The following is a 20106-nucleotide window of genomic DNA, read 5'->3' on the forward strand; positions in this document are numbered from 1 at the left end:
GTCATGCCCGCGAAGGGTAAGCACCGCCGCCCGAAGTCCCAGCGACTCTCTCGTTCGATGGCCGTGGCCGGAACCGGCGGAGCCGCGCTCGCCCTTCCGCTCATGGGAGCCACCGGTGCCCATGCCGCGACCACGACTTCCGCTCCGGAAAAGGCGGTTCAGTCCGTTCCGGCGGCCGAGAAGACGGTCACGGAGAAGGCGACCGCGAAGACCGTCTCGAAGTCCTCGGGCGTCAAGACGTATTCGGTGCGGTCGGGCGACTGGCTCGCGAAGATCGCCGAGGAGCAGGACGTCACCGGCGGCTGGAAGAAGCTCTACCAGGACAACCGCGAGGCCATCGGCAGCGACCCGTCGCTGATCCACCCGGGCCTGAAGCTCTCCCTCGGTGAGAAGGCCTCGACGGGCGGGACCAGTGAGACGGGCGCGAGCAAGTCGTCCAACTCGTCCACGTCGTCCGGCACTTCGTCCTCGTCGTCCTCCTCCTCGAAGAGCGCGTCGGCCTCGCAGAGCGACGACAGCACCAGCACTTCCTCCGGTTACACCCTCCCCGTGACCGGCGGCACCATCGGCACCGGCTACCACGTCGCCGGCAGCATGTGGTCCAGCGGCTACCACACGGGCGTCGACTTCGTCGTCCCGACCGGCACCACCGTCAAGGCGGTCGCCGCGGGCACGGTCGTCTCGGCGGCCTACGACGGCGCGTACGGCAACGAGGTCGTCATCCGGCACGCGGACGGCGAGTACTCGCAGTACGCCCACATGTCGCAGCTGTCCGTCTCGGCCGGCCAGACCGTGACCGAGGGCCAGCAGATAGGCCTCTCCGGCGCGACCGGCAACGTGACCGGCCCGCACCTGCACTTCGAGATCCGGACCACGCCGTACTACGGCTCGGACGTCGACCCGGTCGCCTACCTCCGCTCGCACGGCGTCACCGTCGGCTGACACCGGAGCCCGGCGCAGAGCAGTTCCGGGGTCAACACACCTGATCAGAGGGTTATTCCGACTTTGGACAACCCTTTACAAGTGGCTTATATCACCGCCCGTCAACCCCTAAATACGATCGCGTAGGTCACAGCCCAGGGTGAATTATGGTTGCCGTGGCTAACGATTCGAAGAGTGACAACAGATCAGTGATCGGGTCGTACGTGGCGCTGGGGGACAGCTTCACCGAGGGCGTCGGCGACCCAGGGCCCGACGGGGCGATGGTCGGCTGGGCCGACCGGTTCGCGGTACTGCTCGCGGACCGGCGGCCCGAGGGCGACTTCGAGTACACGAACCTGGCCGTGCGCGGGAAGCTGCTCGACCAGATCGTGTCCGACCAGCTCACCCGGGCCAAGGAGATCGGGCCCGACCTGGTCTCCCTGGCCGCGGGCGGCAACGACATCATCCGTCCGGGCACCGACCCCGACGAGGTCGCCGAGCGCTTCGAGCGCGCGGTCGCCGACCTCACCGCGGCCGTCGGCACCGTCATGGTGACGACCGGCTTCGACACCCGCGGCGTGCCCGTGCTCAAGCATCTGCGCGGCAAGATCGCCACCTACAACGGACATGTGCGGGCCATCGCCGACCGGTACGGCTGCCCGGTGCTCGACCTGTGGTCCCTGAAGACGGTCCAGGACCGGCGGGCCTGGGACGGCGACCGGCTCCACCTCTCTCCCGAGGGGCACACGCGCGTGGCGCTCCGCGCCGGCCAGGTCCTCGGTGTCGAGGTCCCGGCCGACCCGGACCAGCCCTGGCCCCCGCTGCCGCCGCGCGGCACGCTCGACGTCCGGCGCGACGACGTGCACTGGGCGCGCGAGTACCTGGTGCCGTGGATCGGGCGCCGACTGCGCGGCGAGTCCTCCGGGGACCACGTCGAGGCGAAGGGCGCGCTGTCGCCGGACGACATCAAGATGCGGATCGAGCGGGTGGCCTGACGGGGTGGCGGGGCAACGGGGTGCCGGGTGCGGAGGTGCCCCCTCGGAGAGGCGGCTCTTTCGGGAGGCGTCTCCTCGAAGAGGCGGCTTTTGAGGGAACGGCTCAGGGAGCGGTCAACGCCGCCCGCTCCAGGCCGAGTTCCCGTGCCAGCGCCTCGTCGACCCACTCCAGGGCCCGCGCCCGCGACACCGCTCCCGCGTACGCCGTCATCTGTACGGCGAGGCCGTCCAGGAGGGCCGTGAGGCGCAGGGCGGTGGTGGCCGGGTCAGGGCAGTGGAACTCGCCCGCGGTCACTCCCTCGGCGACGACCTCCGCGAGCGCCTGTTTCCACCGCCGGTCGAGATCGCGGGTGACGTCCAGGAGGGCGGGTTCGCGCAGGGCCGCCGCCCAGCCCTCGATCCACAGCCGCCAGCCCTTGGCCTGCCCGGTCGGCGCGTACCAGCGCACCGCGGCCCGCAGCCTGCGCAGCGCGGTCGTACGGCGGCCCAGGAGCTTGTGGAGGTGCGCGAGGTCGTCCTCGGCGGCGAAGGTGAAGGCGGCGGCGACCAGTTTCTCCTTGGTCGAGAAGTGATAGAGCACCAGCGCGTTGCTCACGCCGAGCGCCGAGGCCACGTCGGCGATCCTGACCGCCGCCACGCCCCGCGCCTCGATCTGCTCGACGGCGGCCCGCAGCAACTCGGCCCGCCGCTCCGTCACGCTCAACCGCACTCTCGCCACGCGATCACCCTAATCCGTCGCCCGTAGAGGTGATGTCCCGTACGTCACCGGTACCCGTACCTCACCGGTACCAGCCGAACCGTTCCGCGATGACCGGCAGCCGGTCGGCGACGATGGCGTGCGCGGCGGCGCGCGGTGTCGTGCCGTCGGCCTCCGCGCGGGCCAGCATCAGGTCGATCAGGGCGCGCATCGAACGCCGGGTGTGGGCGAAGGCCTCGTCCGCGTCGGCGCCGATGTCCCCGAAGAGGGTCCACCACCACCAGGCGTTCGTCCCGGAGTTCACGACCACGTCCGGGAGAACGGTGACCCCGCGCGCGGAGAGCAGTTCCTCCGCCTCAGGCAGTACGGGCATGTTCGCCGCCTCGACGATCCAGCGGGCGGTGATCCCTTGCTGGTTCGTGGTGTCGATCGCGTACGACACCGCCGCCGGGACCAGTACCTCCGCCGCCACGGACAGCCAGTCCTCGCCGGGGAGTTCGAGGTCGCCGGGGCGCAGTACGGCGCGGTCCACGGTGCCGTAGGCGTCCCGGGCCGCGAGCAGCGCGTCGATGTCCAGCCCGGCCGGGTTCGCGATCGTGCCCTTGATGTCGGCGACGGCGACGATCGACAGCCCCGCGCGCGTGAGGAACCGTGCCGTGGCCCCGCCCATCGTGCCCAGCCCCTGTACGGCGACCCGTGTCCCCGCGTACGGCACGCCCGCGCGGTCCAGCGCCGCGAGCACCGACTCGGCGACCCCGCAGCCGCCGACCAGCTCGTCGAGCCCGATGCCGTCCACCTCGACCGCGAAGGCGTCCGCGAGCCGCCGCCGCGCCTCCGTCTCGTCGTCGAGCAGCGGATAGACGGCCTGGATCGACGACACGAGCCCCGCCTCCGCGGCGGCCCGGTCGACCAGGTCCTGGGTGAGCCCGAGATCCTCACCCGTCGTCCAGAAGCTCTCGATGTACGGCCGCATGGCACGCAGGTAGCGCACGAGGACGCCGTACGACGCCGGGTCCTGGGGATCGCAGTCGATGCCGCCCTTGGCGCCGCCCAGGGGGATGTACCGGCCCGCCGGGTCGTAGTGGAGCGCCTCTTTCATGGTCATGCCCCGGGCCAGCCCCGCCACCTCGTCGAGCGTGCAGCCCGGCCGCATCCGCAGTCCGCCGCTGGACACCCCGCGCACCAGCCGGTCGACGACCAGGAAGCCTTGGCGGCCGGTGACGTGGTCGGTCCAGGTGATCGACATCAAGGGGGCGGTCATAGGGGCTCCTCGGGGCGCCGGCCGACAGGGCGAGTACGGACAGGACGCGTACGGGAGCCCGTGCCGGACGGCGGGTACTGAACGGCGGGTACTGAACAGCGAGTCAGTATCGGAAGTGCTGCCGCCTCCTGTCAACGGAGGCGCGAGGCCGTCCCGCGGTGTCGACCTCCGGCGCGGAACTTTGGTCTTTCCTTGGAAACCGGCCCCGGTGACGCCGATGCGTCGGCGTTGTCAGAGGGGTCGACCATAATGGAAAGCCTGACCGACCCGACCTGGAGGCATCGTGACCGGATTCCGTACGCTGAGCTCCGGGCTCCGCGCGCTGCAGCCTGATGCCTTCGGCGCGGAGCCGAGCGGCGAGCGCCTGGCGCGCATCCGCAGATCGCCCCACTTCAAGGACGGGGTCTTCCAGAACCCCGGGGGCATGACGAACTCCGGCCCGTCCGCCGGCGCGGTGCGCGGGATGGGGAAGTCCTACCTCGACAAGGAGCAGCGCGCCCGCCGCGCCCCCACCGGCACCCTGCCCGTGCACGCCACCACCCTCGCGGACCTGTCCAGGCCCGCCGCGACCGGCCTGCGGCTGACCTGGATGGGTCACTCCAGCGTGCTCGCGGAGATCGACGGCCACCGGGTGCTCTTCGACCCGGTCTGGGGCGAGCGCTGCTCCCCGTTCCCGTTCGCCGGACCCAAGCGGCTGCACCCGGCGCCCCTGCCGATCGCCGCGCTCGGTCCGGTCGACGTCGTGGTGATCTCGCACGACCACTACGACCACCTGGACATGCCGACGATCAAGGCGCTGGCCGACACGGACACCCTGTTCGCCGTGCCGCTGGGCGTCGGCGCGCATCTGGAGCACTGGGGCGTGTCCGCCGACCGGCTGCGCGAGCTGGACTGGCACGAGGAGACCCGGGTCGGCGGCCTCACCCTGACCGCCACCCCGGCCCGGCACTTCTGCGGCCGCGGCCTGCGCAACACCCAGCACACCCTCTGGGCCTCCTGGGTGGTCGCCGGTGAGGAGCACCGGATCTACCACAGCGGCGACACCGGCTACTTCGAGGGCTTCAAGGACATCGGCGCCGCGCACGGCCCGTTCGACGCCACGATGATCCAGATCGGCGCGTACAGCGAGTTCTGGCCCGACATCCACATGACACCCGAGGAGGGCATGCGCGCCCACCTCGACCTCCAGGGCGGGCAGCCGCACGGGGTGCTGCTGCCGATCCACTGGGGCACGTTCAATCTGGCGCTGCACGCGTGGGCCGAGCCCGGCGAGTGGACCGCGGACGAGGGTGAGGCGGTCGGCCAGGCCGTGGCCACACCGACGCCGGGCGAGCCGTTCGAACCGGGCGGCGCGCTGACGACGGACCGGTGGTGGCGGCCCTTCGGGGGGACGATCGAGCACCCCTGGCGGACCCCGAAGCCGGTGGAGACGGAACCGAGGCCGACGACCGCCCCGGCGGAACTGGACCTCGCGAACGAGCGCTGACCGACACACTGCGTGATGTTCAGGGGTGCGGCTGAGGGCGGCCGGGCTCCCGGAAACCACCCCTGCGGCTCGGCCGCGGGTGGGTGAGAGATGAATGTCAGGGGCCGGGGGGGTAGCGAACCCCCCCGGCCCCTGACGCCTGTTCGTGACCGGTTCCGATCAGGCGCGATCGATTCTTTGTCCTTCTTCGGCATGCCGTCGAGAGGGTTATCGGTCTGCCGTGCGAGGCCTCATACCAGAGCGGGACGCTCCCTGTGGGAGTTTGTCAACTGCCCACCGCACCTGATGCGTTGACGACTACTGTCAGTGTCCGTCGGGCGACGCGGGGCCGAATTGTTCGGCTCTCTCGACCGGCACCGCGATGGCGTATGCCCGAATCGCGCACCCCGCGCGAACCAACCGGTCCGACGCACCAGTACGAGGACGCCGATGTCTCAACTCCGTGCACCGGCCGCCCGCGCAGACCGCCGTGAGGGCGGCCGGCACGGGCGACCGGCCGCCCGACCCGTGCCCGCACTGCCCGAGACGCACATACGCCCCCAACTCCTGCGCCTCGCCGTGCTGCCGCCCGTCGCGGTCGCGCTGAGCGCCAGCGCGGCCGTCCTGTTCACCGTCCGTTCCACCGGAGCGCGGACCAGCCTCACCCTCTGGGGCGTCCTCGCCGGAGCGACGTCGGTGACGTTCGCGGGCATCCTGATCGCCGCCGTCGCCGCGGGCCGTGCCGCGAGTTCCGTCAGCGACCGCATCGGAGCCCTGCGCCGCAGCAGCGCGCGCGGCGAGGCCGATCTGCGCGACCTGGTCGAGGCGCTGCGCCGCGGCGAGGGCCCGCCCCCGCGCAAGCCGCGCGCCAAGCCCCCCGGGGACGCCGACGACTTCGACCTCCTTGCCGCCGACCTGGCACACGCGCACGACGGCGCGGTCACCGCCGTCGTCGCGGCCGCCCAGCTCTCCAGCCAGGCGGGCAGCGAACAGAAGGTCGAGGTCTTCGTCAATCTCGCCCGGCGCCTGCAGTCGCTGGTGCACCGGGAGATCTCCATCCTCGACGAGCTGGAGAACGAGATCGAGGACCCCGACCTGCTCAAGGGCCTCTTCCACGTCGACCACCTCGCCACCCGCATCCGCCGCCACGCCGAGAACCTCGCCGTCCTCGGCGGCGCCGTCTCCCGCAGACAGTGGAGCAACCCGGTCTCCATGACCGAGGTGCTGCGCTCCGCCATCGCCGAGGTCGAGCAGTACTCCCGCGTCAAACTCGTGCCGCCGATCGACGGCACCCTGCGCGGCCACGCCGTCGCCGACGTGATCCACCTGCTGGCCGAACTCGTCGAGAACGCCACGGTGTTCTCCGCCCCGCACACCCAAGTGCTGCTCCGCGTCAACCTCGTGACCTCGGGCCTCGCCGTCGAGGTCGAGGACCGCGGACTCGGCATGCCCGCCGGCGAACAGAGCCGGATGAACGCCCTGCTGACCGACCCCGACCAGGTCAACGTCGCCAGCCTGCTGGCCGACGGCCGCATCGGCCTGTTCGTGGTCTCCCAGCTCGCCCGCCGCCACGGCATCCACGTCCGCCTGCAGACCAACATCTACGGCGGGGTGCAGGCCGTACTCGTGGTGCCCCAGGCCCTGTTGGGTACGGCGCCGGGCGCCCCCGGGGCCGTAGGGCAGCCGCAGGACACCTTGGGCGGGGGGCAGCCGCTCGTTCCGCCGCAGCAGCTTCCTCAGGGTGGGGCGCCGGGTGGGACCGAGGGCGGTGGTCAACACGCCGTCGGTCAAGGCGCACCGGGGCGGCACCAGCGCGAGGCCGGGTCACCGGGGCGGCATCAGCGACGGGACTCCGTACCGTCCGCCGTCGTGGGGCCGAACGGCGGCGGACCGGTGCCGTTGCCCGTGCGTGGCGCCCACGCGGAACGGGCCAACCCCTCGGAGGCGGTGCCCGGCATCCGTGCCGACGACCGGGGGACCGTGGCCGAGAACGTGACCGCACCGACCGTCCCGCGCGGCGGAGCGGTACGCGGCACCATGGGCAAGCCGCCCCAGCTGCCCCGGCGCCGCGCCCAGGAACACATCGCCCCCCAACTCCGCGACGGCCCGACACCGCGCCAGGACTCCGACGACCCCGCGGGCCACGACCCGGGCCTGATGGCCGCCTTCCAGCGGGGGATCGGTCTCGCGGAGGCGCGGCAGCACATGGAGGCGGCCGAGTCGGTGGAGGCGACCGAGGTGGCTTCACCACACAGGGAGGCGCGCCAGGTCATGGAGTCGCCGCATAGGGAGGGGCCGCAGGTGGAGGCTTCGGACGTGGACTCGGCCCGCCCGGAGTTCGTGTCCACAGGCCAGGTCTACACCGGCGAGGTCCACACGGGCGGTCTCTACATGAACGCGCTCCACGCGGACCCGTCCGCCCCGGAACCGTCCGCCGTGGAGCAGGAGCAACCGCACATGTCGGCAACACACATGGGCTCCGGCTACATGGACACCGCGCTGCATCGCTACACCACTCAGCCCACGACACCGGAGACGGGCACGGACCACTTCACCCTCGCCCCCCACATGGACGCGGCCCCCATAGCCGAGGCGCACGCGCATGTGCTCGGCCACGACCACGACTTCACCGCCCGGCACGACGGGAGCGCATCAGCCGGATGACCACGCAGGCCCCCACCCCCACTGGCACCACCCCCACCAGCGCTCCCGCAGACCTTCGTACCCCAAGGAGTCGATCCACCATGGCGAGCGACGCGCCGACCGGCCATGTATCCGATCTCGACTGGCTGATGAGCGGCCTCGTGCAGCGCGTACCGCACACCACCAGCGCGGTCCTGCTCTCCTGCGACGGGCTCGTGAAGTCGGTTCACGGGCTCGACCCCGACAGCGCCGACCACATGGCCGCCCTGGCCTCCGGGCTGTACTCCCTCGGCCGGAGCGCGGGCGTCCGCTTCGGTGACGGCGGAGACGTCCGGCAGGTCGTCGTCGAACTCGACTCGACCCTCCTCTTCGTCACCACGGCCGGCTCCGGCACCTGTCTCGCCGTGCTCGCCGGCCGCGAGGCCGACGCGGCCGTCCTCGGCTACGAGATGGCGATGCTGGTCAAGAGCGTGCGCCCCTACCTCGTGACCGCCCCCCGGCAGCACGCCGTCGAATCCCCTGCGATGAGGCCTTGAGCGTGGCGACGGCCGGCGACGGGCCTTGGTTGGACGACGCGGCCGGACGTCTGGTGCGCCCCTTCACGGTCAGCAACGGCCGTACCCGGCCCTCCGTCGCACTCGACCTCCTGTCGCAGGTGATGGCCACCGGAGCCACCCCCCTCGGCTACCTCGGACCCGAGCACGCGCAGGCGCTCGACCTGTGCCGCGCGCCCGTCTCGGTCGCCGAGGTCGCCGCCCACCTGAAGCTGCCGGCCGCGGTCACCAAGGTGCTGCTGTCGGACCTCGTCGACTGCGGGGCGCTGACCACCAAGCCACCCGAGTTCCACCACAACCCCACTGACCGGTCTCTTCTGGAGGCAGTGCTCGATGGACTACGACGACAGCTCTGACTACGAGAGCGGCCACGACCCCTTCCCCACCGCACTGAAGATCCTGGTGGCGGGCGGCTTCGGCGTCGGCAAGACGACCTTCGTCGGCGCGGTGAGCGAGATCGCGCCGCTCAGCACGGAGGAGCTGCTCACCACGGTCAGTGCCGCGACCGACGATCTCGAGGGCATCGAGAACAAGGTCGAGACGACCGTGGCGATGGACTTCGGCCGGATCACCCTCGACCCGGAACACGTGCTCTATCTGTTCGGTACGCCCGGACAGGAGCGGTTCTGGTTCATGTGGGACGAGCTGTCCGAAGGCGCCCTCGGCGCGGTGATCCTCGCCGACACCCGCCGCCTGGAGGAGTGCTTCGCGGCCGTCGACTTCTTCGAACAGCGCGGCCTCGGCTTCATCGTCGCGATCAACGAGTTCGACGGCTCCTACCGCTACGACCCCGAGGAGGTGCGTGCCGCCATAGACCTCGACCCCGGGATCCCGGTCGTCCGCTGCGACGCGCGGATCTCCAGTTCCGGTGTCCAGACCCTGCTGACCCTCGTCCGCCATCTCATCGCCCACGCCCCGGCACACGCGCCGAGCCATGGTGCCCACATGTGATCCCCGCACACCGCCACGGAGTTCCTCTATGTCATACGTCCACACGGACGGAGTTCGCCCATGAGCTACGACCCGCCGCGTCCGGCCGGTCGTCTGCTGCTCACGCCCGAGGACAAGGAGGCCCCTCAACGGCGGCGTCGGCTGCGGGGGTTGGGCCTGGGGTCACACCCGGACCCGGCACTCGACGCCTTCGCCGACCATCTCGCCGACCTGACCGGGGCGCCGTACGCCATGGTCAACTTCATCGACGAGAACCGGCAGTTCTTCGCCGGCCTGCACACTCCGGGCGGTGTCGGACTGCCCCGGCCCGTCACGGGAGGGGAGCACGCCAAGCCCGAGGTGGGACGGCAGTTGGCGCGTGATTATGGGTTCTGCCCCCATGTGGTGGTCAGACGTAAGGCGCTGGTGTTGGAGGACGTCTGCGACTACCCGCGGTTCGCGGGCAATCCGGTCGTCGACGAGTTCGGGATCCGTTCCTATCTGGGGGCGCCGCTCATCGACTCCACGGGGATGGTGCTGGGCACCGTGTGTGTCGTCGACACGGAGCCGCGGCCGTGGGGGAAGCCGGGTCTGGAGACGATCAAGTCGACGGCTGCGGAGCTGGTGGCCCGGCTCGAACTGCTCGGCGGGGGATAGCCGACCGGTCGTATAGTTGCCGTATGGGCAGGACCAGTGATGCCGGAGAGAAGATCCTCGCCGCCGGGAGGTCGCTCTTCGAGGCGCGCGGTTACTCGGCGCTGGGGGTGGCCGAGATCTGCAAGGCGGCCGGGGTGCCGAAGGGCAGCTTCTACTACTTCTACGCGTCGAAGGAGGCCCTCGCGCTGGCCGTCGTCGACGAGCACTGGGCGGACCAGCGCCGGGAGTGGACGCGCATCCTGAGCGGGGAGACCGGCGGTGCTCAACCGCTGGACCGGCTACGGCAGTTGTTCGAGGAGACCGAGGCCGGGCAGCACGCCGTGCAGCAGGGCTGCGGCACCGTGCTGGGCTGTCTGTTCGGCAACCTCAGTCTGGAGATGAGCAACCAGACCGAGGCCGTTCGCGCGCGGCTGCAGGAGATCTTCGACGCCCAGGTCGAGATGGTCGCCGCGGTCGTCGACGAGGCGCGTGAGCGCGGGCAGGTCACCGTCAACGACCCCCGGGAGGCGGCGCGTTCGGTCGTCGCGCAGTTGGAGGGCCAGGTGCTGTTCGCGAAGCTCTACAACAACACCGGGCGTCTGAGCCCCCTTTGGGCCAACTGCCTGGCGCTGCTCGGGGCCCGTACCGCCTGATCAGCGACCGGCGGTCCGTACGTCCCGGGCGGGCGCGGAGTGCCGTGGCGCCACCGTTTGACGGTGCGGGAAGCCGGTCCGCAGGACGGCGGCCGCGACGGCCGCGGCGAGGACCACCGCGGCGGCCAGGAGCAGGGCCGGGCGGTAGCCGTCGTGCAGGAGCGGGGCTACGGCGAGGGGGCCGAGGATCTGGCCGACGGAGTAGCCGGCGGTCAACAGGGCCACGGAGCGCGGGAATTGCAGCTCCGCGCCGGTTGCCAGGGCGAGCGTGCTCACGCCGATGAAGGTCGCCCCGAACAGCAGCGCCGAGACCAGGGCCGCCGCCACCCCGCCGACCAGCGCGGGCAGCGCGATGCCGACCGCCTGGATCATCAGCGCCCCGCACAGCAGCCCGGGCCGCGACCAACGGCGCCCGAGCCGTGCCCACAGCGCGGAGGACGGTACGGCGGCCAGGCCTACGAGTACCCATGCGCCGCTGCCGATCCAGCCGGGGGAGCTCTGTCCGATCGCGGCGACCAGGAAGGTACCGGCGACGATGTAGCCGACGCCCTCCAGGGTGTAGCTCACGAACAGCGCGCCGAACCAGGGGTCAACCACCCTGTCAGGGGCGCTAGTTGAGGGCGCGGGCGGGATCTCGGGCCGCAGATTCCACGCGGCCGCCGCGAGTGCTGTGGCGAGTGCGGCCGAGGACCACCACGCGACCTGCCAGTCCGCGACGGAGCGCAGGGTGAGGACCAGTAGGCCGGAGAGCGCGATGCCCGCGCCTACGCCGCCGAAGCCCCAACCGGGCATGTCTGCAGGGTGGTTGCGCAGACGGCCGAGGAGTGAGCTGACCGCGACCACGAAGATCAGCGCGCTTGCCACCCCTGCCAGTAGCCGCAGCGCGATCCATGCCGTGGTGCTGTGCGTGGTGGGCATCGCGGCCAGTGTGCCGATCAGCAGGACGAACGAGCCGCGCAGGACCGCGCGGGAGCGGACCAGGGCGGGGATCAGGGTGCCGGCGAGGGCGCCGAGGAGGTAGCCGACGTAGTTGGCGGTGGCCAGGTGGGCGCCGGCGGCGGTGGAGAGCCCCGCCTGGGTGTGCATCAGCGGGAGGATCGGGGTGTAGACGAAGCGGCCGACGCCCATGCCCGCCGCGAGGGCCGCGGCGACCCGCGTGACGTGCGTCCAGGGGGAGAGCAGGGGGCCTTCCGCCCGGGGTGCGGGGACCGGGGCGTTGCGGCTCATGGTGGTGAAGTCCCTTACGGGTAGGGCGAGTTACTCCGTGTAGCCCGGGTCGTTCGGGTGCGGTTCGAGCGGGGTGACGGCGAAGGTCATCCACGCGTGCAGGGGCAGGGTGCCGAGCACCTTCGCGTGGAGTTCCTCCTCGTCGGCGGCGCGCCAGACGCCGACGCTGCGCAGTTCGCCGACCGGGCGCCACAGCCGGGCCAGATGGCCGGTCGCCGCCAGTTCGCGGGCGCGGACGGCCTCTGCGGCGCGGCGCCGGGCGACCTCCTCCTGAGGGGTGCCCTCGGGGATCGTGGTGGTGATCTCGACCAGGAACTCTCGCAGCATGATCTCGCTCCGTTCGGGCCCGCACGGCAGGGGGTCAGGTCTCTGTGCCTTCATCGTGGCCCGTGACCGGCCCGGGCGCCACGACAGGCTCGCTCCCTGCTGAGAGGCTCGGCCTCCCAGCGCGCGTAGCATGACGGACGTGGAGCTGCGCCAACTGAGGTACTTCGTCGCCGTCGCCGAGGAGCTGAACTTCGGCCGGGCCGCCGACCGCCTCCTGATCGCCGGTCCGTCCCTCTCCCAACAGATCAAGGCCCTCGAACGCGATCTGGGCGTACGGCTCTTCGACCGCGACCGCCGCTCGGTCTCCCTCACCCCGGCAGGCGCCGCGCTGCTCCCGCACACCCGCGCCCTGCTGGAGCGCGCCGACGACCTCAGGAGCCGGGCCGGGCGGCTCGCGGGTTCGGAGGCGGTCCGGCTCGGCTACGTCAACTGGCTTCCCGCGGACCTGACTTCGCGTACCGCCGGGGTGGCACAGGTGCACGTCGACGCATGGGTCGCACCCTCGCACACGCAGGCCGCCCGGGTCGCGGACGGCAGCCTGGACCTCGCCGTGTGCTGGGTACGGGACGAGGACCTGAAGCGGCACGGGCTGCGGGCCCGGCTGCTCGGCGCGGACCGGCTGTACGCGGTGTCCCCGGGTACCGACACCGGGGACGTGCGGGCTCGGGACACCACCGTGCTCCTCGACGACGACACCAATTCCTGGTCGTCCTGGAACGTCTACGCCGAGCGGCTCGCGCATGACACCGGGGCACAGGTCGTGCCCATCTCCGACGGCGGGATCACCGGCCCCGCGTTCTTCGACCACGTGCGCCGCAGCCGTCGTCCGGTCGTCAACTCGCCCAAGGGACAGACCACTTCACTGCCGTCCGACCTGGTGCGCCGCGAGATCGTCGGGCCGACCGTCCACTGGACCTGGTCGCTGGTGTGGCGCGAGGGCGAGACCCGGACGTCGGTGCTCGCGGCCGTGGACGCGCTCTGTGACGGCGTCGGCGACCTCGGGCTCCGCGCCCCCGACGCCTGGCTGCCCGAGGGCGACCCGCACCGCTGACGTGGAGTGGGAGGCCAGGCCTCCCAGTAGCGAGGATTCCGGTCCTGGGTAAACCCCGTCTGACCTTTGCTTTCACCTCTCCGGGGCGTCTAGCTTCTGGGATAGGCGACCGGTCGGCTAGTAAGGAACGGTCGACCGGAAGCACCTCAGCCACTACTTCGGAGAAGGTCGTCATGAGCACTCAGACCCAGAAGGTCGCGATCGTCACCGGTGCCTCGCAGGGCATCGGAGCCGGCGTCGTCGACGCGTACCGCAAGCTCGGTTACGCCGTCGTCGCCACCTCGCGCACCATCGCCCCGGCCGACGACAGGGACGTGCTGACCGTCCAGGGCGACATCGCGGACCCGGCGACCGCCGAGCGGGTCGTCGCCGCCGCGGTCGAGCGGTTCGGCCGCGTCGACACGCTGGTCAACAACGCGGGCGTCTTCGTCGCCAAGCCGTTCACCGACTACACGGCCGACGACTACGCGTCCGTGCTCGGCATCAACATGACCGGGTTCTTCCGGATCACCCAGCTGGCCATCGGGCACATGCTCGCCCAGGGCGGCGGCCACATCGTCAACGTCACCACGAGCCTGGTCGACAACGCCGACGCCCGCGTCCCCTCCGCCCTGGCCTCGCTGACCAAGGGCGGGCTGCAGTCCGCGACCAAGTCCCTCGCCATCGAGTACGCCACGCGCGGCATCCGCGCCAACGCCGTGTCGCCGGGCACCATCAAGACGCCGATGCACCCGGAGGAGACCCACGAGGGCCTCGCCGGACTGCACCCGGTGGGCCGGATGGGCGAGGTGAGCGACATCGTCGACGCCGTGGTGTTTTTGGAGAACGCCCCCTTCGTCACCGGCGAGATCCTGCATGTCGACGGCGGTATGAGCGCCGGTCACTGAGAAAGGTCGACGGAGATGAACAGCACGAACGACGACGAACTCGTCCTGCGCGGTGTCCTGGACCCCTGGAAAGCGGCCGTGGACGCCCACGAACCGGAGGAGGTGGCCCGGCTCTTCACCGAGGACGCGATCTTCCAAGGGCTGCACCCGTACAGCGTCGGCCGGAAGGGGATCGCCGATTACTACGACTCCCAACCCCCGGGGATGAAGGCCGAGTTCGAGATCGTCGAGACCCGGCGGTACGCCGACGGCCTCGTACTCGGTTATCTGGACACGGAGTTCACGTTCGCGGACCGGCCGCCGGTCGACGTGAAGCTCGCGGTGCTGGTGAAGCGGGTGGCGGAGGGATGGTCCATCGCCCACTACCAGGTGTCGCGGCTCTGACAGCTGTGAAGGAAAGCTGCGGCACGGCTTAAGAAAACCTCGATGGACCCGGGCGCTCCGGTGGGGCAGATTGCTAACAGAATCCACCCCACCCCCGGAACGGGCTCGTTCGGCGTGCCCGCGCCCGGGACCTCACCCTCAGGAGCCGTTGCGTTGAAGGCGCTGGTCAAGGAGAAGGCGGAGCCCGGGCTGTGGCTCGCGGACGTTCCGGAGCCCGCCGTCGGAACCGGCGACGTGCTGATCAAGGTCCTGCGGACCGGGATCTGCGGCACCGATCTGCACATCCGGAACTGGGACGGGTGGGCGCGGCAGACGATCCGTACGTCGCTGGTGCTCGGCCACGAGTTCGTGGGCGAGGTCGTGGAGACGGGTCGGGACGTCGCCGACATCGCCGTCGGTGAACTGGTTAGCGGCGAGGGCCACTTGGTGTGCGGCAAGTGCCGCAACTGCCAGGCCGGGCGCCGCCATCTGTGCCGGGCGACAGTCGGGCTCGGTGTCGGCAGGGACGGGGCCTTCGCGGAGTACGTCGTGCTGCCCGCCGCCAATGTGTGGGTGCACCGCGTGCCCGTCGACCTCGATGTCGCCGCGATCTTCGACCCGTTCGGCAACGCCGTGCACACCGCGCTGTCCTTTCCGCTCGTCGGGGAGGACGTACTGATCACCGGTGCGGGCCCGATCGGCTTGATGGCGGCGGCAGTTGCGCGGCACGCCGGTGCGCGGAACGTCGTAGTGACGGACGTGAGCGAGGAGCGGCTCGCCCTGGCCCGCAAGATAGGCGTGAGCCTCGCGTTGAACGTGACGGACGCTCAGATCGCGGACGGGCAGCGGGAGTTGGGCCTGCGCGAGGGCTTCGACATCGGCCTGGAGATGTCCGGCCGCCCCGAGGCCATGCGCGACATGATCGCCAACATGACGCACGGCGGCCGGATCGCCATGCTGGGCCTGCCCGCCGAGGAGTTCCCGGTCGACTGGTCCCGCGTCGTCACCTCGATGCTCACCATCAAGGGCATCTACGGCCGTGAGATGTTCGAGACGTGGTACGCGATGTCGGTCCTGCTGGAGGGCGGTCTGGACCTCGCGCCCGTGATCACCGGCCGGTACGGACACCGTGACTTCGAGGCGGCGTTCGCGGACGCGGCGAGCGGCAAGGGCGGCAAGGTCATCCTGGACTGGACCGCGTAACTCCCGCTGGACCGCGTAACTCCCTTTCGGTGAAGGAACTTTAGGAGCTTCCCCCATGTTCGACTCCGTGCGCGACGACCTCCGCACCACCCTCGACGAGATCCGCGCCGCCGGACTCCACAAGCCCGAGCGCGTGATCGGCTCGCCGCAGTCCGCGACGGTGAACGTCACCGCGGGCGGGCGTCCCGGCGAGGTCCTCAACTTCTGCGCCAACAACTACCTGGGCCTCGCCGACCACCCCGAGGTCGTCGCCGCCGCCCACGCGGCCCTCGACCGCTGGGGCTACGGCATGGCGTCCGTGCGCTTCATCTGCGGCACGCAGGAGGTCCACAAGGAGCTGGAGGCACGCCTCTCCGCGTTCCTCGGCCAGGAGGACACGATCCTCTACTCCTCCTGCTTCGACGCCAACGGCGGTGTCTTCGAAACCCTGTTGGGCCCGGAGGACGCGGTCATCTCCGACGCGCTCAACCACGCCTCGATCATCGACGGCATCCGCCTCTCCAAGGCCCGCCGCCTGCGCTATGCCAACCGCGACATGGCCGATCTGGAAGCGCAGTTGAAGGAGGCGTCGGGTGCGCGCAGGAAGCTGATCGTCACCGACGGTGTCTTCTCCATGGACGGTTACGTCGCCCCGCTCCGCGACATCTGCGACCTCGCCGACCGCTACGACGCGATGGTCATGGTCGACGACTCCCACGCCGTCGGTTTCGTCGGTCCCGGCGGCCGCGGCACCCCCGAACTCCACGGCGTCATGGACCGCGTCGACATCATCACCGGCACGCTCGGCAAGGCCCTGGGCGGCGCCTCCGGCGGTTATGTCGCCGCCCGCGCGGAGATCGTCGCGCTGCTGCGCCAGCGGTCCCGGCCGTACCTCTTCTCGAACACGCTGGCTCCGGTGATCGCCGCGGCGTCGCTCAAGGTGCTCGACCTGCTGGAGTCCGCGGACGATCTGCGGGTCCAACTCCGTGAGAACACGGCGTTGTTCCGCCGGAGGATGACCGAGGAGGGGTTCGATGTTCTCCCCGGCGACCATGCGATCGCGCCCGTGATGATCGGCGACGCGGCGGTGGCGGGGCGGATGGCCGAGCTGCTGTTGGAGCGGGGGGTGTATGTGATCGGTTTCTCGTATCCGGTGGTGCCGCAGGGGGCTGCCCGGATTCGGGTGCAGTTGTCGGCTGCGCATTCGACGGGGGATGTGAATCGGGCGGTGGAGGCGTTTGTCGCTGCGCGGGCTGAGTTGGAGGGGTGAGAGGCGGGGGGGCGAGGCCTGCGGGCTGAGGTGGAGGGCAGCAGGGCGGAGGTTGGGGTTGAGGGTGGAGTCGGTGGGCTGAGCTGGAAGGCTGATCCGATCGACTCGGACTCGGACTGGGCCCCCGGGTCCCGCGCCCGAAGCGGACCGAGCCCAGACTTCGCCCCCAACCTGACCCGGACCGGGCCCCGGACCTCGCCCCCGACGGGGCCCAGACTCCGACGCCGCTCCCGATCTGGACTCCGATCCCGCCCCCACTGCCGCACCCGGCTCCAGACCCGTACCTCGCCCCACAACCGCCCCACGGTCGTCCGACCCCTCGGACATATTGCGATAATCGGTCGCATGATCGAAGCGCGGCGGCTCCATATCCTCCGTGCGGTGGCCGACCACCGCACCGTGACGGCGGCGGCCGCCGCGTTGTATCTGACGCCCTCGGCGGTGTCGCAGCAGCTTGCGGCGCTGGAGCAGGAGACCGGGCACCGGCTGGTCGAGCGCGGGGCCAAGGGGGTGCGGCTGACGCCGGCCGGGGAGATTCTGCTCAGTCACACCAACGTGGTCCTGGCCCAGCTGGAGCGGGCCGAGGCGGAGCTCGCCGCGTACAGTTCCGGCGCGGCCGGGACCGTCACCGTCGCCGCGTTCGCGACCGGTATCGCACAGGTCGTAGCGCCCGCGGTGACCCGTCTCGCACGCCTCGCGCCCGGCATCCGCATCCGCGTCCAGGACGCCGAGGGCGACGCCAGTCTGCCGATGGTGCTGGACCGGCAGGTGGATGTCGCGGTCGCCGTCGAGTACCGCGGGGCGCCGCCCGCCGACGACCCGCGGCTGACCCATCTCCCGCTCTACGCCGAGCCGTTCGACGCGGTCGTCCCGGTCGCCCACCGCCTCGCGGACGCCGACGAGGTCCCCCTCGCCGAGCTGGCCAAGGACTCGTGGATCGGACCGTACCCCGGCAACCCCTGCCACGAGGTCGTCGTCCTGGCCTGCGAGAACGCCGGATTCCAGCCCCGTCTCGAACACTCCTCCGACGACTTCCGCGCCGTCGTCGCCCTCGCCTCGGCCGACGCGGGCGTGGCCCTCGTCCCCCGCTCGGCGCTCCGCGGCATGGACCTGACCGGAGTCGTCGTCCGGCCCGTCGACGGGGTGGCCCCGACCCGTCGGGTCTTCGCCGCCGTACGACGCGGCACGGAGGAGCACCCGCTGATCCGCCCGGTGCTGGACGCGCTGGAAGAAGTGGCCCGGACGTAACCTCGCCGTCTCATATCCGGGATACCGTCCCGGATATGAGATCCGAGGAAGCGGTCGCGACCTTCGACCCGGTGGACGTCAGACTCGGCGCCCGGCTCGCCGAGCTGCGCGCCCAACACGGCTGGTCCCTGGGCGAGTTGGCGGAGCGGAGCGGGGTGAGCCGTTCGACCCTCTCCCGTGCCGAACGCGCCGAGATCAGCCCCACCGCCTCCCTCCTCAACCGCCTCTGCGGTGTCTACGGCCGCACGATGTCCCAACTCCTCAGCGAGGTGGAGGCCGAACCCGCCCTGCTGGTCCGCGCCGCCGAGCAACCGGTGTGGGAGGACCGCGCCTCCGGTTTCGTTCGGCGATCCGTGTCGCCCCCGCACACCGGGCTGCGCGGCGAACTCGTCGAGGGGCGGCTCCGCGCGGGCGCCGACCTCGCTTACGACCGGCCGCCCGTGCCCGGTCTGGAACAGCACATCTGGGTCCTGGAAGGCGCCCTCGACGTCACGGCCCAGGACGTCGAGCATCACCTCGACGCCGGGGACTGTCTGCGGTTGCGGGTGTGGGGGCCGACGCGGTTCCGGTGCGCAGGGCCTGACGACGTGCGTTACGTATTGGCGGTGGTGTTGCCGTGAAGGTGGATGCGAAGGTGATTGTGCGGGGCCTGGACGCGCCCCAACTGCTCTCTGCCGTCGATGAGTTGGCCGACCTGCTGGCCGACACCGTGGACGACGGCGCCTCGATCGGGTTCCTCGCGCCGCTCGGCCGGGCGGCCGCCGTCGACTGGTGGCGGGAGCGTGCCGACGGTGTCGCCGCCGGGCAACTCGCCGTGTGGGTGGCGCTGCGCGGCGACCGGGTCGTCGGCACGGTGAGCCTGGCCTTCCCCGGCAAGCCCAACAGCCGCCATCGCGCCGAGTTGGTCAAGCTGATGGTGCACAGGGAGGCGAAGGGAGAGGGCCTCGGCCGTCGGCTCCTGACCGTCGCCGAGGACGCGGCCGTCGCCGCCGGCATCACCCTCCTCCACCTCGACACGGAGACCGACAGCCCCGCCGAGCACCTGTACCGCTCGGCCGGCTGGACCCGGGCCGGCGTGATCCCGGACTACGCGGCCAGCCCGGCCGGGGTGCTGCGGCCGACGACGCTCTACTACAAGCGGGTGGGCGGGGGAGGGGCAGCGGGAACGGGAGCCGGGGCGGACGCAGGGGTGGACACAAGGGTGGACGCGGGGGCGGACTTGGGGGCAGGTACTCCCACCAGGTGATTGTCAGTGGCAGCCGCTATCTTGCGAGTCATGCCGGATGCCGAAGACGTACGACGTATCGCCCTCTCCCTCCCGGACACGACGGAGAAGATCGCCTGGAACATGCCCACCTTCCGGGTCGCCGGAAAGATGTTCGTCACCGTGCCCGAGGAGGAGACCTCCATCGCCGTGCGCTGCCCCAAGGAGGAGCGCGACGAACTGGTCCTGGCGGAGCCGGAGAAGTTCTGGGTCGCCGACCACGAGGCCGGCTTCGCCTGGGTCCGGGCCCGCCTCTCCGCACTGGACAGCGAGGACGAACTCCGTGACATCCTCGCCGACTCCTGGCGCCAGGCGGCCCCGCCCCGACTCCTGGACGCCTACCCCGAGTTGGGCCTCCCGTCCGGGTCCGGCGACTGAAATTCCCTCGGGCGTTGTCAGTGGCGCGTGGCATCATCCGAAGGCGGGAGTGGGAGCCGGGACGGAGGGGGATCCGGCTCCCACCGCGACGATTCTCAGCGGGATGTCATGAGCACCGGCGGGGCGCTACGGGGGCGGCGGTCGGGGGAGGGAG

At 71.2% G+C, this 20106-nt stretch carries 22 protein-coding genes; 18 read left to right on the forward strand and 4 right to left on the reverse strand.

All coding sequences use genetic code 11. The annotated features are described in order from the left end of the window. The first annotated feature begins 3 nt into the window (after nt 1-3). Together OO69_RS18430 and OO69_RS18435 are read left to right on the forward strand one after the other, a co-directional pair. Nucleotides 4-942 carry a M23 family metallopeptidase gene (locus tag OO69_RS18430; protein ID WP_033281758.1) on the forward strand — a complete coding sequence of 313 codons (939 nt, stop codon included), beginning with the start codon at nt 4-6 and terminating at the stop codon, nt 940-942. A gap of 188 nt (nt 943-1130) precedes the next feature. Then, on the forward strand, nt 1131-1916 hold the full coding sequence (locus OO69_RS18435) for an SGNH/GDSL hydrolase family protein (RefSeq protein ID WP_033281759.1): 786 nt from the start codon (nt 1131-1133) through the stop codon (nt 1914-1916). Nucleotides 1917-2019: 103 nt separating this feature from the next. On the opposite strand, the gene OO69_RS18440 is transcribed toward OO69_RS18435, so the two are convergent. Next, nucleotides 2020-2634, reverse strand: coding sequence for a TetR/AcrR family transcriptional regulator (locus OO69_RS18440; RefSeq protein ID WP_078652468.1), 615 nt, complete (start codon nt 2632-2634; stop codon nt 2020-2022). A gap of 61 nt (nt 2635-2695) precedes the next feature. Next, complete coding sequence (locus OO69_RS18445) at nt 2696-3874, reverse strand: glutamate dehydrogenase (RefSeq protein WP_033281761.1); 1179 nt, start codon at nt 3872-3874, stop codon at nt 2696-2698. A 283-nt stretch (nt 3875-4157) separates the two neighbouring features. Here OO69_RS18445 and OO69_RS18450 point away from each other — a divergent pair, with 283 nt between their 5' ends. The 7 genes from OO69_RS18450 (at nt 4158) to OO69_RS18480 (ending at nt 10755) form a co-directional block, all read left to right on the forward strand. Next, nucleotides 4158-5360 carry an MBL fold metallo-hydrolase gene (locus OO69_RS18450; RefSeq protein WP_033281762.1) on the forward strand — a complete coding sequence of 401 codons (1203 nt, stop codon included), beginning with the start codon at nt 4158-4160 and terminating at the stop codon, nt 5358-5360. A 429-nt stretch (nt 5361-5789) separates the two neighbouring features. Further along, nucleotides 5790-8003 carry an ATP-binding protein gene (locus tag OO69_RS18455; RefSeq protein ID WP_106971062.1) on the forward strand — a complete coding sequence of 738 codons (2214 nt, stop codon included), beginning with the start codon at nt 5790-5792 and terminating at the stop codon, nt 8001-8003. Nucleotides 8004-8083: 80 nt separating this feature from the next. Beyond that, nucleotides 8084-8518 carry a roadblock/LC7 domain-containing protein gene (locus tag OO69_RS18460; protein ID WP_019069670.1) on the forward strand — a complete coding sequence of 145 codons (435 nt, stop codon included), beginning with the start codon at nt 8084-8086 and terminating at the stop codon, nt 8516-8518. A gap of 2 nt (nt 8519-8520) precedes the next feature. After that, the gene (locus tag OO69_RS18465) at nt 8521-8892 is read left to right on the forward strand and encodes a DUF742 domain-containing protein (protein ID WP_033281763.1); all 372 of its coding nucleotides are present in this window, start codon (nt 8521-8523) and stop codon (nt 8890-8892) included. Then, the gene (locus tag OO69_RS18470) at nt 8870-9487 is read left to right on the forward strand and encodes a GTP-binding protein (protein ID WP_033281764.1); all 618 of its coding nucleotides are present in this window, start codon (nt 8870-8872) and stop codon (nt 9485-9487) included. The genes OO69_RS18465 and OO69_RS18470 overlap by 23 nt, the downstream gene beginning before the upstream one ends. Before the next feature lie 60 nt (nt 9488-9547). Continuing rightward, nucleotides 9548-10123: a GAF domain-containing protein gene (locus OO69_RS18475; RefSeq protein ID WP_033281765.1), complete on the forward strand. Its 576-nt coding sequence runs from the start codon at nt 9548-9550 to the stop codon at nt 10121-10123. Nucleotides 10124-10146: 23 nt separating this feature from the next. Then, complete coding sequence (locus tag OO69_RS18480) at nt 10147-10755, forward strand: TetR/AcrR family transcriptional regulator (RefSeq protein ID WP_033281766.1); 609 nt, start codon at nt 10147-10149, stop codon at nt 10753-10755. Here the strand turns inward: OO69_RS18480 and OO69_RS18485 are convergent, their stop codons facing one another. After that, nucleotides 10756-11982, reverse strand: coding sequence for a YbfB/YjiJ family MFS transporter (locus OO69_RS18485; RefSeq protein ID WP_199810976.1), 1227 nt, complete (start codon nt 11980-11982; stop codon nt 10756-10758). A 30-nt stretch (nt 11983-12012) separates the two neighbouring features. Beyond that, nucleotides 12013-12306, reverse strand: coding sequence for a muconolactone Delta-isomerase family protein (locus OO69_RS18490; RefSeq protein ID WP_033281808.1), 294 nt, complete (start codon nt 12304-12306; stop codon nt 12013-12015). A gap of 133 nt (nt 12307-12439) precedes the next feature. On the opposite strand from OO69_RS18490, the gene OO69_RS18495 reads away from it, so the two are divergent. From OO69_RS18495 to OO69_RS18535, 9 genes are all read left to right on the forward strand, one after another. After that, nucleotides 12440-13360 carry a LysR family transcriptional regulator gene (locus OO69_RS18495; protein ID WP_033281767.1) on the forward strand — a complete coding sequence of 307 codons (921 nt, stop codon included), beginning with the start codon at nt 12440-12442 and terminating at the stop codon, nt 13358-13360. Nucleotides 13361-13533: 173 nt separating this feature from the next. Continuing rightward, nucleotides 13534-14247, forward strand: a complete 714-nt coding sequence (locus OO69_RS18500) for an SDR family NAD(P)-dependent oxidoreductase (protein ID WP_033281768.1) — start codon at nt 13534-13536, stop codon at nt 14245-14247. 15 nt (nt 14248-14262) lie between these two features. Beyond that, entirely contained in the window at nt 14263-14631 is a 369-nt protein-coding gene (locus OO69_RS18505) for a YybH family protein (RefSeq protein WP_033281769.1), read from the forward strand. A 153-nt stretch (nt 14632-14784) separates the two neighbouring features. Beyond that, on the forward strand, nt 14785-15813 hold the full coding sequence (gene tdh / locus OO69_RS18510) for an L-threonine 3-dehydrogenase (protein ID WP_033281770.1): 1029 nt from the start codon (nt 14785-14787) through the stop codon (nt 15811-15813). 55 nt (nt 15814-15868) lie between these two features. Continuing rightward, nucleotides 15869-17062: a glycine C-acetyltransferase gene (locus OO69_RS18515; RefSeq protein WP_033281771.1), complete on the forward strand. Its 1194-nt coding sequence runs from the start codon at nt 15869-15871 to the stop codon at nt 17060-17062. Between the two features lie 345 nt (nt 17063-17407). Then, the gene (locus OO69_RS18520) at nt 17408-18310 is read left to right on the forward strand and encodes a LysR family transcriptional regulator (protein WP_033281772.1); all 903 of its coding nucleotides are present in this window, start codon (nt 17408-17410) and stop codon (nt 18308-18310) included. A 35-nt stretch (nt 18311-18345) separates the two neighbouring features. Then, nucleotides 18346-18930, forward strand: coding sequence for a helix-turn-helix domain-containing protein (locus tag OO69_RS18525; RefSeq protein WP_033281773.1), 585 nt, complete (start codon nt 18346-18348; stop codon nt 18928-18930). 14 nt (nt 18931-18944) lie between these two features. Beyond that, nucleotides 18945-19556: a GNAT family N-acetyltransferase gene (locus OO69_RS18530; protein WP_051801095.1), complete on the forward strand. Its 612-nt coding sequence runs from the start codon at nt 18945-18947 to the stop codon at nt 19554-19556. A gap of 30 nt (nt 19557-19586) precedes the next feature. Next, on the forward strand, nt 19587-19952 hold the full coding sequence (locus tag OO69_RS18535; RefSeq protein ID WP_033281774.1) for an MmcQ/YjbR family DNA-binding protein: 366 nt from the start codon (nt 19587-19589) through the stop codon (nt 19950-19952). Nucleotides 19953-20106 lie beyond the last annotated feature (154 nt).

This window comes from Streptomyces sp. NRRL F-525, from assembly GCF_000716605.1.
In the GTDB taxonomy this organism is placed as follows: Bacteria; Actinomycetota; Actinomycetes; order Streptomycetales; family Streptomycetaceae; genus Streptomyces.